The following is an 18,780-nucleotide window of genomic DNA, read 5'->3' on the forward strand; positions in this document are numbered from 1 at the left end:
GTCTCCCGCTCGCGCACCCCGCTCGGCGTCTTGACGCCGCCCGTTTCACTGCGTACGCATGACTGCGCAGTCCGGTATCCGGCAGTCCAGCAGGGTAAAAGGGAGACACCCATGACGTCAGCGGGAGGACGGCCCGGCGGAGCCGCGCCGCGCAGCGTGGACGTGGCCCGGCTGGCCGGCGTCTCGCAGAAGACGGTGTCGAGGGTCCTCAACGGGGAGCGGTACGTCTCCGACGAGGTGCGCCGGCGGGTGCTGGACGCGGCCGGGGAACTCGGCTACCGGCTGAACAGCGCGGCCAGGGCACTGGCCTCCGGTCGGACCCGCTCCATCGGCGTCGTCACGCTCGGAACCGCCCTCTACGGGCCCGCGTCGCTCCTGATCGGCGTCGAGCGGGCCGCGCGGGACGCGAGATACGCGCTCCGGGTGATCAACACGCTCGAAGGCGACCCGGGAGGTGTCGTCGGAGCCGTGGAGTCGCTGCTGGAGCAGGGAGTGGACGGCATCGTCGTCTCCGAGCCCATCGACGAGGGAGCCGTCTCCCTCAGCGTCGACGTGCCGGTCCTCGTCCTCGGAGCGCCGGTGACCTTCGGCGGCATCCGGACCGTGGCCACCGGCGTCGGCGCCGAACTCCTCGCGCGCACGGCCACCGAACACCTGCTGGACCTCGGCCACGCGACGGTCCACCACCTCGCGGGTCCCGAACGGTGGTTCGCCGCCCGGGACCGTGTGGAGGGCTGGCGCAGCGCGCTCACCGCGCGGGGCCGGGAGCGGCCGCCCGTGCTCGTCGGCGACTGGTCGGCCGCGTCGGGCTACGAGGCGGGCCGCGCACTCGCCGCCGACGGTGACGTCACCGCCGTGTTCGCCGCCAACGACGACATGGCCATCGGCGTGATCCGCGCCCTGACGGAAGCCGGACGGCGCGTACCGGACGACGTCAGCGTCGTCGGCTTCGACGACATCCCCGTCGCCGCGTATGTGACCCCACCGCTGACCACGGTGCGCCAGCCTTTCGACGCCGTGGCGCGCGAGGGACTCCGGCTCCTGGTGCAGGCCATCGAGAAGCCGGACGCGGAACCGGCACCGGCGAACGACCCCCCGGTCGAACTCGTGGTCCGCGCCTCGACCGCACCTCCGCCGTCCCGGTGATGCCGGCCTCTCCCGGGCCTTGCCCGCACCGGACCGGTGGCGCACGCTGGTCCTATGGGTGCGCAAGAGGGCCCTACGCTCATCACCTCAGTCCAGCGGGCCATGCGCCTGCTGGAAGCGGTGAGCGCGCACCAGAACGGCGCGCCGGCGAAGCAGCTGGCCCGTGAGACCGGGCTGCCCCTGGCCACCGCCTATCACCTGCTGCGGACGCTGGTGCACGACGGGTACGTGCGGAAACTGGACGACGGCGGGTTCGTCCTCGGCGACAAGTTGCAGACGATTCGCACCACCGGCCGCGCGCAGGCGCTGCTCAGCCGCGTCCGGCCCACGCTCGCCGCGCTGCGGGACGAGCTCACGACCCCCGCCTACCTCACCTTCTACGAGGAGGGCGAGATCCGGGTCGCCGAGATCGTCGACGCCCCCGGGACGCCCCGCGTCGATCTCTGGGTGGGCTTCGAGGACGCGGGGCACGCGACCGCGCTGGGCAAGTCCGTGCTCAGGGAACTGGACGAGGAGGCCCGCAAGGACTACCTCTCCCGCCACCACCTCGCCGACCTCACCCCGCGGACGGTCACCAGCCTGCCGGAACTGCTCCGGAGGCTGGAGACCTCGCCCCTCGCCCCGGCCGTGACGGACCTGGAGGAGTACGCCCTCGGCACGGTCTGCGTCGCCGTCCCGGTCTACAGCGGGGACACACTCGGCTCCCTCGGCGTGTCCCTGCCGGCGAACCGGCTCTCCCGGCTGCCGGAGATCAGCGCGCGGCTGCTCCCGACCGCGAGCCGCGTGACGCGGAGCCTCTCGCTCACTATCTGAAAATCCGCTCCTTGCCCGTGTCCCGGCTCACCCCGTTTTCTGGATGAAACAGACATTCCAGGGGTGCGCCGCCAGCCCGGCGCCCCGCGCACAGGTGAGGACCACGGATACCGACATGAGCCACCCCCGAGACCTTGGTGACGACCACTGGGCCGTACGGCCGTTCAGGAACCGAGTGGCCGGTACCCGGGCCTCGGCCCGCAGACGCGCATTCGCGCAGCTGGCCGCCGGTACGCCCGTCCTGCCCGTACTGATCGTCACCGTGATCGCGCTCGTCGACCTCGCCGGCGGGGCCGGGATGATCTGGCTGCCCCTGCTCGCGGCCGGTCCCGCCCTCGCGGCCACGACCAACGGGCCGCGCGGCGTCCTCTCGGTCGGCTTCCTCGCCGTCGCACTCGGCGCGACGCTCGGCATCCGGGACGGCGTCCCGGGCCGCGAACTGGCCGCCGTCCTGTCCGCCCTGGTGGCCGTCACCCTCGCGAGCGGCCTGGCCGGCGTCCTGCGGGGGCGCCGGGAGCGGGTGCTCGCGGCCGTCCGCTCGGTCGCGGAGACCGCCCAGCACGCGCTGCTCAAGCCCGTGCCGTCGACCGTCGGACCCTTCCAGGTGGCCGTCCGCTACAGCGCCGCCGCAGCCGAGGCCCGTATCGGCGGGGACCTCTACGCCCTGATACCCACACCGCACGGGGTGCGGCTGATCGTCGGCGACGTGCGCGGCAAGGGGCTGCCCGCCGTGGGGACCGCCGCGCTGGTGCTCGGTGTCTTCCGCGAGGCCGCCCACGACGAGCCCGACCTCCTCGCCGTGGTCGACAGGATCGAGCGGAGTCTGGCGCGCAACCTCGGTCACGACGACTTCGTCACCGCCGTTGTCGCCGGATACCCGCAGGCCGCCGGGCATCTGGAGGTGGTGAACTGCGGGCACACGCCTCCGCTGCTGGTGCGCGCCGGCGGAAGCGTCACGCCGGTGGAACCCGCCCACCCGTCCCCGCCTCTCGGGCTGCGCACCCTCGCCGGCCACGCGCCCAGCCTCCACGCCCTGCCCTTCGCCGAAGGCGACCAGCTGCTGCTCTACACCGACGGGGTCACCGAAGCCCGCGACCACGGGCGGGCCTTCTATCCGCTCGCCGAAGGACTGGAGCGCCACGTGTCCCACGAGCCGGCCCGCACCCTCGACGCGCTCCACGACGAGCTGCTGGCCCATGTGGGCGGCCGGCTGCACGACGACGCGGCACTGCTCCTGATCCGCAAACCGGCCGAGTCCGAAGCAGGGGAGCCTGCCGAGGTGACCGCCCCCGGAGCGGCTCCCGAGGCGCGGTGTTACCTGTGAGGGCGTGTTACCGCTCCTCGCGCAGGTCCTTGACCCGGCGGAGCTTGCCGACGGAGCGCTCCAGGGTCTCCGGTTCGACGATCGTCACGTCGACGGTGACGCCGACTCCGTCCTTGAGGTCCTTCGCGATCGCGCGCGCGGCGGCCTCGCGCCGCTCGGCGGGCGTGCCGGGGCGGGTTTCGACGCGGACGGTCATGTGGTCCATGCGGCCGCGCCGGGTGAGCTGGATCTGGAAGTGCGGGGCGACGCCGGGCGTGCGCAGCACGATCTCCTCGATCTGGCTGGGGAAGACGTTCACCCCACGCAGGATGATCATGTCGTCGCAGCGGCCGGTGATCTTCTGGATGCGGCGGAAGGCGGGCCGGGCCGTGCCGGGCAGCAGCCGGGTCAGGTCGCGGGTGCGGTAGCGGACGACCGGCAGGGCCTCCTTGGTGAGGGACGTGAAGACCAGCTCGCCCTCCTCGCCCTCGGGCAGCACCTCACCCGTGATCGGGTCGACGACCTCGGGGTAGAAGTGGTCCTCCCACACGTGCAGGCCGTCCTTGGTCTCCACGCACTCCTGGGCGACACCCGGGCCGATGACCTCGGAGAGGCCGTATATGTCGACCGCGTGGACGTCCATGCGCTCCTCGATCTCGCGTCGCATCTCCTCCGTCCACGGCTCGGCGCCGAAGACGCCCACGCGCAGGCTGCTGTCGCGCGGGTCGATGCCCTGGCGTTCGAACTCGTCGAGGAGCGTGAGCATGTAGGAGGGGGTGACCATGATGATCTCGGGCTGGAAGTCCTGGATGATCTGCACCTGGCGTGCGGTCATGCCTCCCGAGGCGGGGATGACGGTGCACCCGGCCCGCTCAGCCCCGTAGTGTGCGCCGAGGCCCCCGGTGAACAGCCCGTAGCCGTAGGAGATGTGCACCTTGTGCCCGGGGCGGCCGCCCGCGGCACGGATCGAGCGCGCGACCAGGTCCGCCCACATCGACAGGTCGTTCTCCGTGTAGCCGACCACGGTGGGGCGGCCGGTGGTGCCGCTGGAGGCGTGGACGCGCCGGACCTGGTCCATGGGGACGGCGAACATGCCGAACGGGTAGGTGTCGCGCAGATCCGCCTTGGTCGTGAAGGGGAAGCGGGACAGGTCCTCCAGTGAGCGGCAGTCGTCGGGTCCGACGCCGGCGTCGTCGAACTTCTTCCGGTACGTCTCCACGTTGTCGTAGGCGTGGCGCAGGCTCCGGCGCAGCCGGTCGAGCTGGAGCTCGCACAGCTCCTCGCGCGTCAGGCGCTCACCGTCGTCCAGCAGGTCGTGGGGGAGGGGCTCGCCCCGCCGCTGCCCAGCCGCCGGGGGCGTCGTGGCCGTCGTCTCGCTGGTCATCCCCACTCCTTCGACGTCGTGCCCCGGACGCTGCGGCTGCGGCCCCGGAACTCCGCGATCACCTCGTCACCCCGCAGGACGGTCACGTCGTAGAGGCCGCTGCGGCCGTACCGCGTGCGCTCCTCGGCCCGCGCGACGAGGACGTCGCCTTCGTACGCCGGAGCCACGAAGGTGATGTCGGCCCCGGCCGCGACGGTCACCGGGCCGTGGCTGTTGCAGGCGCAGGCGAAGGCGCTGTCGGCGAGCAGGAAGACGTAGCCGCCGTGGGCGATGCCGTGGCCGTTGACCATCGCCGGGGTCACGGTCATCCGGAGTGCGGCGGTCCCCTCACCGTGCTCCAGCAGCTCGACGCCCAGGCCGCGGGAGGCCTCGTCCGCGGCGAACATCGCCTCCGCGGCCGGCGTCATGTCAGCCGTTTCCGTCACTTCTCGCACCACCTCGTGGATCGATCGCATCATCTTGTGACCCGACCGAACATTCGGTTAGCTTCGGCGTTGCCAAGTAATCCAGTCGGCCTGAGGCCTGTCAAGGGCTGAGGGTCTTACCAAGGCGCGCGGCGTCGTTCTATGATGGACCGAACGAATGGTCGGTTGGGAAGTGGGACGGATGGACACGACACACTCCAGCCCCCCGGGGGCGGACGGCGCCGAGCCGGTTCTCCAGCGGCATTTCGAGGCGACGATCGCGCGGGACCAGCGGATCGAGCCGCGTGACTGGATGCCGGAGGGCTACCGGAAGACACTCGTCCGGCAGATCGCGCAGCACGCGCACTCGGAGATCATCGGCATGCAGCCGGAAGGCGAGTGGATCACGCGTGCGCCGTCGCTGCGCCGCAAGGCCATCCTGTTCGCGAAGGTCCAGGACGAGGCCGGGCACGGGCTGTATCTGTACTCGGCGGCGGAGACGCTGGGCGCCGACCGCGCGGATCTGACCGAGCGGCTCATCGAGGGCCGCCAGAAGTACTCCTCGATCTTCAACTACCCCACGCTGAGCTTCGCGGACGTGGGGGTGATCGGCTGGTTCGTGGACGGGGCGGCGATCTGCAACCAGGTGCCGCTGTGCCGGTCGTCGTACGGGCCGTACGCGCGCGCGATGGTGCGGATCTGCAAGGAGGAGTCGTTCCACCAGCGGCAGGGCTACGAGCTGCTGATGACGATGATGCGCGGCACCGAGGAGCAGCGGGAGATGGTGCAGGACGCGGTGGACCGCTGGTGGTGGCCGTCGCTGATGATGTTCGGCCCGCCCGACGACGCCTCGCCCAACTCCGCCCAGTCGATGGCCTGGAAGATCAAACGGCACAGCAACGACGAGCTGCGTCAGCGCTTCGTCGACATGACGGTCCCGCAGGCCGAGAAGCTCGGAGTGACGCTGCCCGACCCGGAGCTGCGCTGGAACGAGGAGCGCGGGCACCACGACTTCGGCACCCCGGACTGGGACGAGCTGATGCGGGTCATCAAGGGCGACGGCCCGTGCAACGCCCAGCGGATGGAGCGGCGCCGGACGGCCCACGAAGAGGGTGCCTGGGTGCGTGAGGCGGCCACCGCACACGCGGCCAAGCAGTCCGCCCGCGCGGAGAAGGGAGCGGTGGCATGACCGACGGGAAGCAGAACTGGCCGCTGTACGAGGTGTTCGTGCGCGGCAAGCGCGGACTGAACCACGTGCACGTGGGCTCGCTGCACGCCGCCGACGACCGCATGGCGCTCACGCACGCCCGCGATCTGTACACGCGGCGCAACGAGGGCGTGAGCATCTGGGTGGTGCGCTCCGAGCACATCGCCGCCTCGACCCGCGACGAGAAGGACCCGTTCTTCGAGCCCAGCGCCGACAAGGTCTACCGGCACCCGACCTTCTACGACATCCCCGAAGACGTCCCGCACATCTAGTCACCGAGGCCATCGAGGAACAGGCATGAGCGACGACCACGTCTACATGACCCTCGCCGAGGGACACGAGGACGACACCCGCTGGGCCTACGGCACCGGCTTCGAGGACCCCCTGCACGGCGTGGACACCGCCGTCCCCGACGGCGTGGACGCCGGGGAACTGGCCGCCCTCTGCGTCACCCTGGCCGACGACGCCCTGGTCTCGGCGCAGCGGCTGGCCGAGTGGACCACCCGGGCGCCCGAGCTGGAGGAGGAGGTGGCGCTGGCCAACATCGGCCTCGACCTGCTCGGCCAGGCCCGCCTGCTGTACTCCCGCGCGGGCCAGACCGACGGGACCGGGCGCGGCGAGGACGCCTACGCCTACTTCCGCGACGCCGGCGAGTTCCGCAACATACGCCTGGCCGAACTCCCCAACGGGGACTTCGCGTTCTCGATCGTGCGGCTGCTGGCGTTCTCCAGTTGGCGCCTCGCGCACTTCGAGCGGCTCACCGCCCACCGAGACCCGGTGCTCGCCGCGATCGCCGCCAAGGGCGTGAAGGAACTGGCCTACCACCGGCAGTACGCGGCCGAGTGGGCGGTACGGCTGGGCGACGGCACCGAGGAGTCGAACCGCCGGACGCGCAGGGCTCTTGAGCAGGTGGCGCCCTACCTGGGCGAGTTGTTCACGGCGTACGACGTACGGGACGAGGTCGTCGCCGTCCTGCGCCAGGTCACCGAGGCGGCCGGGCTGCCCATGCCCGTCTACCGGCCGCTGCCCGGCTCGGGCCGCACCGGGGAGCACACCGAGCATCTCGCCCCGCTGTTGGCCGAGTTGCAGGGCGTGGCCCGCGCCCACCCGGAGGCGACATGGTGACGACGACCCTGGACGCGCGACGGGCCCGGCGCATCGCCGAGCAGGTGCCCGACCCCGAACTGCCCATGCTCACGCTGGCCGACCTCGGAGTGCTGCGCGAGGTGTCCCTAGGCTCGGACGGGACGGTGGTCGCGAGCCTGACCCCGACCTACTCGGGCTGCCCGGCCATGGCCGAGATGCGCGCCGGCGTGGCCGCCCGGCTCGAGGACGCCGGCTACGCGCGCGTGGAGATCCGCACCGTCCTCGACCCGCCGTGGACCAGCGACTGGATCACCCCACAAGGCCGCCGCAAGCTTGCCGAACACGGCATCGCCCCGCCGGGGGCGGCCCCCGCGCGCGCTGCCGGACCGGTCCCGCTCGTGCTGTCGCCGATCCGCCGATCCGTGCCCTGCCCCCGCTGCGGCAGCGCGGACACCGAGGAGACCTCCCGCTTCGCCGCCACGTCCTGCAAGGCGCTGTGGCGCTGCCTCGCCTGCCGCGAGCCGTTCGAGTACGTCAAGGAGATCTGATGGAGGACCTGATCGAGCCGGCCCCCGCCCCGGTGGCACGCGCGCGTGCCCGCCGACGTCCGGTCTTCCACCCCCTGCGGGTCGCCGCCGTGCAGCCGCTGTGCGAGGACGCGGTGTCCGTCGGCTTCGACATCCCGGCCGAGCTGGCCGAGGAGTTCGCCTTCGCGCCCGGCCAGTCGCTCACCCTGCGGCGCGAGGTCGACGGCCGGGACGAGCGCCGCTCGTACTCGATCTGCTCGCCCGCCGGCACGGCACCGCGCATCGGCGTCCGGGTCGTACCCGGCGGCCTGTTCTCCTCCTGGCTGGTGCACGAGGTACGCCCCGGCGACACCGTCGAGGTGATGGCCCCCACCGGCGCCTTCACACCCGACCTCACCACGCCCGGCCACCACGTCCTGATCGCGGCCGGCTCCGGCATCACGCCCATGGTGTCCATCGCCGAGTCCGTCCTGGCCGCCGACTCCCGCTCGACGGTCACGCTCCTCTACGGCAACCGCCGCACCGGCACGGTGATGTTCGCCGACGAGCTGGCCGACCTCAAGGACCTCTATACGACGCGGTTCCAGCTCGCCCACGTCCTGTCCCGTGAGCCCCGCGAGGCCGAGGTGCTCTCCGGCCGCCTCGACGCCGAGCGGCTGTCGGCGCTCATCGACGCGCTGGTCGACGTGGAGTCCGCCGACCACTGGTGGCTGTGCGGTCCGCACGGCATGGTCCGCGCCGCCCAAGAGGTGCTGTCTGGCCTCGGCGTGCCCGGCGACCGCGTCCACCAGGAGCTGTTCTACGCCGACGACGAACCCGTACGCGAGGTCCACCACGCCGAGGCAGGCCCCTCCGGCCCGGTCAGCCAGGTCACCGTCACCCTCGACGGCCGGTCCACCACCTCCGCCCTGCCCCGCGAACGGACCATTCTGGAAGGCGCCCAGCAGACCCGCCCCGACCTGCCGTTCGCCTGCAAGGGCGGTGTCTGCGGCACCTGCCGCGCCCTGGTCACCGACGGCAAGGCCGACATGCGCCGAAACTTCGCCCTCGAACCGGCCGAGGTCGACGCGGGCTACGTCCTCACCTGCCAGTCGTTCCCGGTCTCCGACGCGCTGACGGTGGACTTCGACACCTGAGCCCGCGTCAGGGCTCTCCCGTACCCAGGTCGTCGAGCTCCTCCGCGCACTCCTCCGGCACGGCCACGTCCCCGACGATGACCGACTGATACCCCACGGTCGGCGACGGCCCGAACGACTCCCGGTGCTTGCGCAGGGCCTCGGCCCGGGCCTGCTCGATCTGGTCGGCGAATTCCTGGCAGTCGACGGCGTACGTGCCGGTCGGCGTCGGCTCCCCGGCGGGCGAGCCCGAACCGCCCGTGGGCGACTCGGCGTCGAGCGCGTAGGTGCCGACGAGACCGGCCAGGCACACCCCTGCCCAGGCGGCGACGATCCGCCGACGGGCACTCAAAGTCCGGCCCTTCCGCTGCACGCGTCCTTCATGGAAACCCCTCCCCGGGCAGATGGTGCCGGAGTCTTGACTGCGGCGCGACACCGCCCACAGACTCCCCTCTGACTGCGCAGTCATACGATGACGCCGAACGTGGAGGGGCCATGTACGGAGGAAGACCGGCCAAAGTGCTGGGCAGCTTCATCGCGGCGGCCGCGCTGCTGGCCCTACCCATGGCCACCGCGCAGGCGTACAACCCGACGGGCGGCATCATGTACCGGCTCGGGGACGAGCCGTGCCTGAAGGGCCGGGGCAACTGCGCGGTCTACCCGAAGTCGGCGCAGCTGCCGGGCGGACGTCTCGTCGCGTCCTTCGAGAAGGCCACCGTCGTACCGCAGAGCGGCAGCGCCGACGGGGAGACACTGCCGGTCTACAAGAGCGATGACCACGGCACGTCCTGGCAGCCGCTGTCGGAGGTCAGGGCTCCCGCGTACCTCTCCCGCGATCCCGAGTACGCCAAGTACACGAGCAACTGGACCAACCCGTACCTCTACGTGCTCCCCCAGACGGTCGGGAAGCTGAAGAAGGGCACGCTGCTGCTCGCGAGCGTCGTGTCCGGCGACGACCAGTACTACCGGGAGCACAAGGCGGCCGACCCGGACTGGACGCCGTCCAACGACGGGGACCGCGAGGACCTGGCGATCGCGCTGTACTCCAGCACGGACGAGGGCAGGTCGTGGAAGGTCGTCAACGTCATCGCGACGGGCGGCTGGCAGGGCGGCAGCGCGGGCGCGGTCGGCAGGAACGTCGCCGCAGCGAACACGCACCGGCAGGTGGACCCGCTCTGGGAGCCGTATCTGATGGTCCACGAGGGCCGGCTCGTCTGCTACTACTCCGACGAGAACGACTACCTCGGCTTCGACCCCGTCACCGGCGTGCCCGTACCGGATCCCGCGAACGACACCGCGCCGGACTCGCACGGCCAGATCCTCGTGCACAAGACGTGGGACGGACGCGCCGCCCGGTGGAGCGAGCCCGTCGTGGACGTCGCGGGACACACCCAGGACATGGGCGGCGGCAAGACCCAGATCGGCGGCGGGCGACCGGGCATGACGAACGTCGTGCGGACGTCGGACGGCAAGTGGCTGCTCACTTTCGAGTACTGGGGCGGCGGAGCCAACACCAGGTACGTACTCGCCGACGACCCGCTGGTCTTCCACCGCGGGTCTCCCACCGGAGAGGGCGTCACCTCCCTGCCGGTCGACACCGGCTCCCGCCCCCTCGCCACCGGCGGCAGCCCCGTCGTCATCCGGCTCCCCGACGGGCGCCTGGTCTACAACGCGGCCGGCAGCGGCAACGTCTGGGTCAACGACGGCGGCCGCAGCGACGGGGTGTGGAAGGAGTACCAGACGACCTCGCGGGCCGGCTACAGCCGCGATCTCCAGTACGTCGCCGGCACCGGCCGCATCGTGATCCTGAACAACCAGGACACGTCGGTGATCGCCCACGCCGAGGTCGACCTCGGCCACTCGGACGGCGCCTACCACCGGCTCGTCAACCGCCGGACCGGCCAGGTCATCGGCACCGGCGGCAGGACCAACGACGCCAACATCGGCAACGGTGACGTCCCCGACGTCCGCCTGGAGGACGCCGGCTCGGCCACGGACAAGGACACCCAGTACTGGCACGTGGTGACCCGGCCGCAGGGCGGTACGACCCTGCTGAACAAGTCGGGCGGCCGGGCGGCGGCGATCTGGACCGGGACCGCCTCCGCCGGGCAGCGCATCGGCCAGTGGGTCGACGACGACGCCACCGGCACCTGGAACGTGATCAGGACCGACGACGGCTACTACCGGTTCCAGGCGGCGAAGAACCCGGACCTGTACCTGACCGGTGCGTCCCGGGGGGCGCCGCTGACCCTCCGGAACGAGGCCGCGGACGGCTCGCAGGAGTGGCGGCTGGTCCGGCAGGCGGGGCCTCGGCCCCACTGATGCTCAGCCGTCGCGCAGTACGCGCAACGCCGTGAGCGCCACGTGGAGTTCGGTGCGCCGTTCGCCGGATTCGAGGTCGGTGTCGAGGAGGCGCTCGATGGTGCGCAGGCGCTGGTACATGGTCTCCCGGGACAGGCCGCCGCGGCGGGCAGCGGTGGTCTTGTTGCCGGCGGCGTCCAGGTAGTGGCCGAGCGTCGTCATCAGGTCGGTGCCGTGCCGGGTGTCGTGGTCGATGAGCCGGCCGAGCCGCCGTTCGGTGTAGTCCTGGATCCGGGTGTCCTCGCGCAGGGCGTACAGCAGACGGCGCAGGTCGATGTCCGGCAACTCGTGGAAGGAGCGGTCCGGGGGAAGGGGCTGGCCGGGCGGGGTGGCCTCTATGACACGGGCCGCCTCCCGGAAGGAACGGGTGATGTCGGCGAGGTCCGTCACCTCCGAGCCGACACTCACGAGCGCCTCCGGGGACAGGCCCAGGGCCGTGCGGCTCAGGCGCTCGGCCACCGGACGCCAGGGCTGGGCGGCGCGCAGGGCCGGCAGGACACCGAGGCGGCCGGGGGAGATCTCCCCGACGAGCGCCGGGATCCCCGCCGACCTGAGCTCCCGGTGCAGTCGGGACTCCGGCTCGGTCCCCGACACACCAGGGCCCAGGTCGACGAGGAGAGCCACGTACCGGCTGTCCTCGGTGGGCAGGCCCAGCGCGGCGCAGCGGGCACGGGCGTCCGCGGGGGAGTGGTGGCGCTGTTCCGCCAGTTCCCGCAGGGCGTTGCGGTGGGCCGTGTGTTCCCACGGAGTGGCGTGGATGAGGCGGGCGACGGTCAGCGCCATCGCCGTCCTCTCCAGGACGGTGACGTGCTCCGGCCCGAAGACCGGTCCGTCGTCGGGAGCCCGGAGCATGGCCAGCCGGCCCCAGCGTTCACCCTGGTAGGACACCGGCGCGGTCAGCCAGCCCTCCGGACCGCCCACCTGCGTGTGGTCGCCCGGCTCGGTGGCCCGGGAGCGCTGCTCCCAGCCGGTGAGCGCCTCCCGCACCGTGCTCCCCGACGGCTCGCAGATCAGTGCCTGGTGCGCCAGGTTCTCCAGGACGACCGTGCGGCCGCTCATCTCCGCCGCCGCGCGCACCACGTCCTCCGGGCCCGCGCCGCGCAGCGTCAGCGCGGTGAACGCCTCGTGGATCCGCTGGGTCCGTCGCATCGCCTCGGCCTGGTTGCCGAGGATGAGCGCGTGGACGACCTGGGTGACCTCCAGGAAGTTGACGTCCCGGGCGAGGGTGACCAGCGGGAGCCCCCGGGCGCGGCAGGCCTGCACGAGGGCGTCGGGCGGGCGGTGGTAGCGCCGTACCAGTTCGATGACCAGGGCGGCCGCTCCCACGTCGGTGAGTTCGTCGACGTACCGGCGGACCCCCGCGGCGTCCTCGGGCAGGGGCATGCCCGTCGTCAGGACCAGCTCCCCGCCCTTGAGGAAGGACGCGGGATCCGTCAGCTCGGTGATGTGCACCCAGCGCACCGGCTGGTCCAGGTACGGCAGCCCGGCGACGACCTGGGGCTGTCCGGCGGCCAGGACGGGCAGGGCCAGCACGTCGGCGACGGTCGGCGGGCGACCGGCCGGGGCCTTCGGATCGTTCTCGTTCACGGTGACTCCCTGCTCGCCCGGTCACTCTGACAAGCGGCACTGACCTGCGCAAGGGCTGTCCACGGCAGGGGCAGGGGGGACCCGAGGGGTTCGGAGGTTGACACAACGTCCGAACAACGCGTTCCGGCTGGACAGATCACGCGTTGTCGCCCCTCGCGGAGGCTTGGATGCTCGGTTACCGGAGCTGAGCCAAGCAACCACCCCTCGACGTACGGCCGGGAGACACCATGACCGCACTGTCACCGCACCTTCGCCAGGCCACACCCGTGATGGCGGCCCGTGGCGAGGGCGTCCACCTCTACGGTGAGGACGGCCGCCGCTACCTCGACTTCACCGCCGGCATCGGCGTCACCAGCACCGGGCACTGCCACCCCAAGGTCGTGGCGGCGGCGCAGGAGCAGGTGGGCACGTTGATCCACGGCCAGTACACCACCGTCATGCACGAGCCGCTGCGCCGCCTCGTCGACAAGCTGGGCGAGGTCCTGCCGGCCGGCCTCGACAGCCTGTTCTTCACCAACTCCGGCAGCGAGGCCGTGGAGGCGGCACTGCGGCTGGCCCGCCAGGCCACCGGCCGCCCCAACGTCCTGGTCTGCCACGGCGGCTTCCACGGCCGTACCGTCGCCGCCGCCTCCATGACCACCTCCGGCATCCGCTTCCGGTCCGGTTTCTCCCCGCTGATGAGCGGCGTGGTCGTGACCCCGTTCCCGACGCCCTTCCGGTACGGCTGGGACGAGGAGACCGCCACCCGCTTCGCGCTGAAGGAGCTCGACTACACCCTCCAGACGATCTCCTCGCCCGCCGACACGGCCGCGATCATCGTCGAGCCGGTGCTCGGCGAGGGCGGTTACGTGCCCGCGAACCGCGCCTTCGTCGAGGGGCTGCGCGAGCGGGCGGACCGGCACGGCTTCCTGCTGATCTTCGACGAGGTGCAGACCGGCGTCGGCCGCACCGGACGCTTCTGGGGACACGACCACTTCGGCGTCACCCCGGACATCCTCGTCACCGCCAAGGGCCTGGCCAGCGGCTTCCCCCTCTCCGGCATCGCCGCCTCCGAGGAACTGATGGCCAAGGCGTGGCCCGGCTCGCAGGGCGGCACGTACGGCGCCAACGCCGTCGCCTGCGCCGCGGCCTGCGCGACCCTCGACGTCGTGCGGGACGAGAAGCTCGTCGAGAACGCCGAGGCGATGGGCAAGCGGCTGCGCCACGGCCTGGAGGCGGTGGCCGACCGGACCCCGGGCATCGGCGATGTCCGCGGCCTCGGACTCATGCTCGCCACCGAGTTCGTCACCGAGGACGGCAGCCCCGACCCCGAGACCGCCGCCCGTGTGCAGCGCGCCGCCATCGACGAGGGCCTGCTCCTGCTGCTGTGCGGCGCCTGGAACCAGGTGGTCCGCATGATCCCGGCGCTCGTCATCGACGAGGCGGGCGTGGACGAGGGCCTCCAGGCCTGGGCGAACGCCGTCGAGGCCGGCACCTCCGGAGCGGCGGACCGATGACCACCGCCACCCGCGACCTGGCGGGTCTCACGGCCCGGATCGCCGAGATCGCGCCCGGTCTGCGGGTGGAGACCGGCCCGGGGGCGACCGGCCCCTACGCCTACGACGCCTCCAACTACCGTGTGCTGCCGCGGGCGGTGGCCTTCCCGCGCACCGCCGACGACGTGGTCGCGGTGCTGCGGGCCTGCCGGGAGGCGGATGTTCCGGTCACGGCCCGGGGCGGCGGCACCAGCATGGCCGGCAACGCCGTCGGGCTCGGAGTCGTTCTGGACTTCTCCCGGTACATGAATCGGATCCTGGACATCGACGTCGAGGCCCGTACCGCGCGCGTGGAGGCCGGTGTCGTCCTCGACGCGCTGCGCGGCGCGACCGCCCTGCACGGGCTCGACTTCGGACCCGACCCGTCCTCGCACAGCCGCTGCACCCTCGGCGGCATGATCGGCAACGACGCGTGCGGCAACCGGTCGGTGCGTGACGGGCGGACCAGCGGCCACGTCGAGGCCCTGGAGATCGTGACGGCCGACGGCGTGCGGGCCGTCGCCGACCACTCCGGGCTGCGTGCCGCCGAGCCGGGCGACGCGGAGGCTGTGCGGCGCGTCGCCCGGCTCGAATCCGGCCTCAGGCGGCTGGTCGAGGACAACATGGCGCTGATCCGGACCGAGCTGGGCCGGATCCCGCGTCAGGTCTCCGGCTTCCAGCTGCACCACCTGCTGCCGGAGAACGGGTTCGACCTGGTCCGTGCCCTGGTGGGCACCGAAGGCACCTGTGCGGTCGTCACCGCCGCGACGGTCCGCCTGGTGGCGACCGCACAGGCCTCCACACTGCTGACGCTCGGCTACGAGGACGTGGTCGAGGCGGCCGAGGACGTGCCGGAGATCCTGCGCTGGTCGCCCAGCGCGGTCGAGGGCATGGACGAGGCGATCGTCGCCACCATGCGCGCCCGCCGCGGCCCGGACTCCGTCACCGGCCTGCCCGAGGGCCGCGCCTGGCTGTACGTCGAGCTCGAAGGCGATGACCAGGCAGCGGTGAACGCCCGCGCCGCCGAGCTCCTCGACGCTCTCAAGGCCCGGGGGCGGATGACCGGCGGCCGGGTCGTGGAGAGCCCGGCCGAGCGGCGTTCGCTGTGGCGGGTGCGCGAGGACGGGGCCGGGCTGGCCGCCCGCCTCGTGGACGGCGGGGAGTCCTGGCCCGGCTGGGAAGACGCTGCCGTCGCCCCCGAGAACCTCGCCGCCTACCTGCGCGACTTCCGCAAACTGCTGGCCTCGCACGACCTGACGGGCGTGCTGTACGGGCACTTCGGCGCGGGCTGCGTCCACGTGCGCATCGACTTCGATCCGGCGACCGAGGCCGGCCGGACGGTCATGCGGCGCTTCCTGACCGAGGCGGCCGCGCTGGTGGTCGAGCACGGCGGCACGCTGTCGGGAGAGCACGGCGACGGACGCGCCCGTAGTGAGCTGCTGGAGGTCATGTACAGCCACCGCATGATCGCCGCGTTCGCCTCGTTCAAGAAGACCTTCGATCCCGAGGGTCTGCTGAACCCCGGCGTGATCGTCGATCCGGCCCCGCTGGATGCCGACCTCGCGCTGCGTGAACTCCCGTTGCTGGAGACGACGTTCGGCTTCCCGCATGACGAGGACGGTTTCGCGGGCGCGGTACGCCGCTGCGTCGGTGTGGGCCGCTGCCGCAGCGACTCCGGCGGCGTGATGTGCCCGAGCTACCGGGCCACCGGCGAGGAGAACGCCTCCACCCGCGGCCGGGCCCGCATGCTCCAGGAGATGGTGCGCGGCGAGGCCGTCACCGACGGCTGGCGCTCGACCGAGGTCAAGGACGCCCTCGATCTGTGTCTGTCGTGCAAGGCCTGCTCCAGTGACTGCCCGGTCGGCGTCGACATGGCCACCTACAAGGCGGAGTTCCTCCACCAGCACTACAAGGGCCGCCTGCGTCCCCGCTCCCACTACTCACTGGGCTGGCTGCCCAAGACCTCCGCCCTGGCCGGATACGCCGCCCGGCCGGTCAACGCACTGCTGCGCGGGCCGCTCGGCAAGCTCCTCGCCCGCCTCGGCGGCGTCACGACCAAGCGGAGGATCCCCGCCTTCGCCTCCCGCCGCACCCTGCGCAAGACACTGCGCGCGGCCGGAACCACGGAGCAGGCGAAGGCCGTGCTCTTCGTCGACAGTTTCACCCGCGCCTTCCGTCCCCAGGTCGCGGGAGCCGCGAGCCGCGTGCTCGCCGACGCCGGTATCTCCTGCGCGCCTCAGGACGGGCTGTGCTGCGGACTGACCTGGGTCAGCACCGGCCAGCTCTCCGTGGCCCGCAGGATCATGGCCCGCACGGTTGCCGCGCTCGACACCGGCGACGACCGGCCGATCATCGTGGCCGAGCCGAGCTGCGCCGCCGCGCTGAAGCGAGACGTCCCCGAACTGCTCGGCAGTGAGGCCGCCCAGCGCGTGGCGAGCCGCGTCCAGACCTTCACCGGGGCCCTCACCGACCTCGCCGACCAGGACTGGAGCCCGCCGCCGCTGCCCGAGAACGTCGTCCTGCAGACCCACTGCCACGAGTACGCCACCTTCAAGGGCAGCCGCCCCGCCGACCTGCTGCGCCGGCTCGGCGTGGGAGGCGTCGACGAGGCCGAGGGCTGCTGCGGACTCGCCGGCAACTTCGGCTTCGAGGCAGAGCACTACGACACCTCCATGGCCGTCGCCGACCTCGCCCTCAAACCCCGCATCGACAACCTCGACGGACGCACCGTCGTCGCCGACGGCTTCAGCTGCGCCACCCAGATCGACCACCTCGCCGGCGACCGGGACATCCGCGCCCTGCACCTCGCGGAACTCCTGGATCCCGCCGCCGATCGAACAGGAGAGACGTCATGACCGAGGTACTGAACCAGTTGTTCATCGGTGGCGCCTGGGTGGACGCCGCGGACGGCGCCACCATGCCCGTCGACGACCCCGCCACCGGCGAGATCCTCTGCCACGTCGCCGACGCCGGCCCCAAGGACGCACGGCTCGCCGAGCAGGCCGCCGTCCAGGCCCAGGCCGATTGGGCACGTACCGCGCCCCGGGCCCGCAGCGAGATCCTGCGCCGCGCCCACGAGCTCATCCTCGAGCGCACGGACGAGCTCGCCCACCTGATGACGTCCGAGATGGGCAAGCCGCTCGCCGAGGCCAGGGGAGAGGTGGCGTACGCCGCCGAGTTCTTCCGCTGGTTCTCCGAGGAGGCCGTCCGCATCGACGGCGGCTACGGCACGCTGCCCGACGGACGCAATCGCATGCTGCTGTCCCGCCGCCCGGTGGGCCCCTGCCTGCTGATCACGCCGTGGAACTTCCCGCTGGCCATGGGCACCCGCAAGATCGGCCCGGCCATCGCGGCGGGCTGCACGATGATCCTCAAGCCGGCCCCGCAGACCCCCCTCTCCAGCCTGGCCCTGGCCGGGATCCTCAAGGAGGCCGGGCTCCCGGACGGTGTGCTGAACATCGTGACCACCTCCCGCGCCGGCGAGGTCTGCGAACCCCTCCTGCGCGGCGGCCGGATCCGCAAGCTGTCCTTCACCGGTTCGACGGGCGTCGGCCGCATCCTGCTCGCCCAGAGCGCCGACACCGTCGTGCGGACGTCGATGGAGCTGGGCGGCAACGCGCCGTTCATCGTCTTCGACGACGCCGATCTGGACGTGGCCGTGGACGGCGCGATGGTCGCCAAGATGCGCAACATGGGCGAGGCATGCACCGCCGCGAACCGTTTCTTCGTGCACCGGTCGGTCGCGGAGGAGTTCGGCCGGCGGCTCGCCGAGCGGATGGGCGCGCTCGTCGTGGGTCCCGGTACCCGCGACGGAGTCGATGTCGGCCCGCTGATCGACAGGACCGGACGCGGCAAGGTCGAGGAACTCGTCACCGACGCGGTGGAGCGCGGCGCCCGGGTCCTCGTCGGCGGCCGTACGCCCGAAGGGCCGGGCTGCTTCTACCCGCCGACCGTGCTCACGGATGTCTCCCCCGAGAGCCGCCTGATGGACACGGAGATCTTCGGCCCCGTCGCGGCGATCCTCACCTTCGACGACGAGGACGAGGTCCTGCGCCGCGCCAACGACACGCCCTGGGGTCTGGTCGGTTACGTCTTCACCCAGGGTCTGGACCGCGGGCTGCGCGTCAGCGAGGGGCTGGAGGTGGGCATGGTGGGCCTGAACACCGGCCTCGTCTCCAACCCGGCCGCGCCGTTCGGCGGGGTCAAGCAGTCCGGCCTCGGACGCGAGGGCGGCCGTGTCGGTATCGAGGAGTTCCTGGAGTACCAGTACGTCGCGGTGCCTGTGCGTTGACGGTGTCGAACCCCCTGGTGCCGGTGGCACCAGGGGGTTCGC

General features: G+C 72.2%; 16 protein-coding genes. 12 read left to right on the forward strand and 4 right to left on the reverse strand.

The features are described 5' to 3' along the window. Positions 1 to 111 precede the first annotated feature (111 nt). From ABFX81_RS37465 to ABFX81_RS37475, 3 genes are all read left to right on the forward strand, one after another. Positions 112 to 1,146: a substrate-binding domain-containing protein gene (locus ABFX81_RS37465; protein ID WP_086855505.1), complete on the forward strand. Its 1,035-nt coding sequence runs from the start codon at positions 112 to 114 to the stop codon at positions 1,144 to 1,146. Positions 1,147 to 1,200: 54 nt separating this feature from the next. Further along, complete coding sequence (locus ABFX81_RS37470) at positions 1,201 to 1,959, forward strand: IclR family transcriptional regulator domain-containing protein (RefSeq protein WP_086855504.1); 759 nt, start codon at positions 1,201 to 1,203, stop codon at positions 1,957 to 1,959. 115 nt (positions 1,960 to 2,074) lie between these two features. Next, the gene (locus ABFX81_RS37475; protein WP_346139324.1) at positions 2,075 to 3,283 is read left to right on the forward strand and encodes a PP2C family protein-serine/threonine phosphatase; all 1,209 of its coding nucleotides are present in this window, start codon (positions 2,075 to 2,077) and stop codon (positions 3,281 to 3,283) included. A gap of 7 nt (positions 3,284 to 3,290) precedes the next feature. On the opposite strand, the gene paaK is transcribed toward ABFX81_RS37475, so the two are convergent. Together paaK and paaI are read right to left on the reverse strand one after the other, a co-directional pair. Beyond that, on the reverse strand, positions 3,291 to 4,646 hold the full coding sequence (gene paaK / locus ABFX81_RS37480) for a phenylacetate--CoA ligase PaaK (RefSeq protein ID WP_346139325.1): 1,356 nt from the start codon (positions 4,644 to 4,646) through the stop codon (positions 3,291 to 3,293). Beyond that, a complete protein-coding gene (paaI, locus tag ABFX81_RS37485; protein ID WP_086854078.1) occupies positions 4,643 to 5,053 on the reverse strand; it encodes a hydroxyphenylacetyl-CoA thioesterase PaaI in 411 nt (136 codons plus the stop codon). Before paaI ends, paaK begins: the two co-directional genes overlap by 4 nt. Positions 5,054 to 5,252: 199 nt before the next feature. On the opposite strand from paaI, the gene paaA reads away from it, so the two are divergent. Genes paaA through paaE form a run of 5 tightly spaced genes read left to right on the forward strand, consistent with a single transcriptional unit; the run spans position 5,253 to position 9,006 of the window. Further along, on the forward strand, positions 5,253 to 6,239 hold the full coding sequence (gene paaA / locus ABFX81_RS37490; RefSeq protein ID WP_086854077.1) for a 1,2-phenylacetyl-CoA epoxidase subunit PaaA: 987 nt from the start codon (positions 5,253 to 5,255) through the stop codon (positions 6,237 to 6,239). Next, positions 6,236 to 6,529, forward strand: coding sequence for a 1,2-phenylacetyl-CoA epoxidase subunit PaaB (paaB, locus tag ABFX81_RS37495; RefSeq protein WP_086598780.1), 294 nt, complete (start codon positions 6,236 to 6,238; stop codon positions 6,527 to 6,529). The genes paaA and paaB overlap by 4 nt, the downstream gene beginning before the upstream one ends. Positions 6,530 to 6,554: 25 nt before the next feature. Beyond that, a complete protein-coding gene (gene paaC, locus ABFX81_RS37500) occupies positions 6,555 to 7,382 on the forward strand; it encodes a 1,2-phenylacetyl-CoA epoxidase subunit PaaC (protein WP_086854076.1) in 828 nt (275 codons plus the stop codon). Further along, positions 7,376 to 7,891, forward strand: a complete 516-nt coding sequence (gene paaD, locus ABFX81_RS37505) for a 1,2-phenylacetyl-CoA epoxidase subunit PaaD (protein WP_086854075.1) — start codon at positions 7,376 to 7,378, stop codon at positions 7,889 to 7,891. Before paaC ends, paaD begins: the two co-directional genes overlap by 7 nt. Next, positions 7,891 to 9,006 (forward strand): 1,2-phenylacetyl-CoA epoxidase subunit PaaE, encoded by a 1,116-nt coding sequence (gene paaE, locus ABFX81_RS37510; protein WP_086854074.1) that lies wholly within the window; start codon positions 7,891 to 7,893, stop codon positions 9,004 to 9,006. Before paaD ends, paaE begins: the two co-directional genes overlap by 1 nt. Before the next feature lie 7 nt (positions 9,007 to 9,013). On the opposite strand, the gene ABFX81_RS37515 is transcribed toward paaE, so the two are convergent. Then, complete coding sequence (locus tag ABFX81_RS37515) at positions 9,014 to 9,337, reverse strand: hypothetical protein (protein WP_346139326.1); 324 nt, start codon at positions 9,335 to 9,337, stop codon at positions 9,014 to 9,016. Between the two features lie 212 nt (positions 9,338 to 9,549). Between ABFX81_RS37515 and ABFX81_RS37520 the strand changes: the two genes are divergently transcribed. Next, on the forward strand, positions 9,550 to 11,307 hold the full coding sequence (locus ABFX81_RS37520) for an RICIN domain-containing protein (RefSeq protein WP_428837256.1): 1,758 nt from the start codon (positions 9,550 to 9,552) through the stop codon (positions 11,305 to 11,307). A gap of 3 nt (positions 11,308 to 11,310) precedes the next feature. Here ABFX81_RS37520 and ABFX81_RS37525 read toward each other — a convergent pair whose 3' ends face one another. Then, positions 11,311 to 12,933: a PucR family transcriptional regulator ligand-binding domain-containing protein gene (locus ABFX81_RS37525; protein ID WP_086854071.1), complete on the reverse strand. Its 1,623-nt coding sequence runs from the start codon at positions 12,931 to 12,933 to the stop codon at positions 11,311 to 11,313. A gap of 227 nt (positions 12,934 to 13,160) precedes the next feature. Here ABFX81_RS37525 and ABFX81_RS37530 point away from each other — a divergent pair, with 227 nt between their 5' ends. The 3 genes from ABFX81_RS37530 to ABFX81_RS37540 are packed head-to-tail and all read left to right on the forward strand — an operon-like array spanning position 13,161 to position 18,738. Beyond that, positions 13,161 to 14,429: an aminotransferase class III-fold pyridoxal phosphate-dependent enzyme gene (locus ABFX81_RS37530; RefSeq protein ID WP_086854070.1), complete on the forward strand. Its 1,269-nt coding sequence runs from the start codon at positions 13,161 to 13,163 to the stop codon at positions 14,427 to 14,429. Then, complete coding sequence (locus ABFX81_RS37535) at positions 14,426 to 17,302, forward strand: FAD-binding and (Fe-S)-binding domain-containing protein (RefSeq protein WP_346139327.1); 2,877 nt, start codon at positions 14,426 to 14,428, stop codon at positions 17,300 to 17,302. Before ABFX81_RS37530 ends, ABFX81_RS37535 begins: the two co-directional genes overlap by 4 nt. Then, a complete protein-coding gene (locus tag ABFX81_RS37540) occupies positions 17,299 to 18,738 on the forward strand; it encodes an aldehyde dehydrogenase family protein (protein WP_086853478.1) in 1,440 nt (479 codons plus the stop codon). Before ABFX81_RS37535 ends, ABFX81_RS37540 begins: the two co-directional genes overlap by 4 nt. Positions 18,739 to 18,780 lie beyond the last annotated feature (42 nt).

Source organism: Streptomyces coeruleofuscus (assembly GCF_039532725.1).
Lineage (GTDB): Bacteria > Actinomycetota > Actinomycetes > Streptomycetales > Streptomycetaceae > Streptomyces > Streptomyces coeruleofuscus.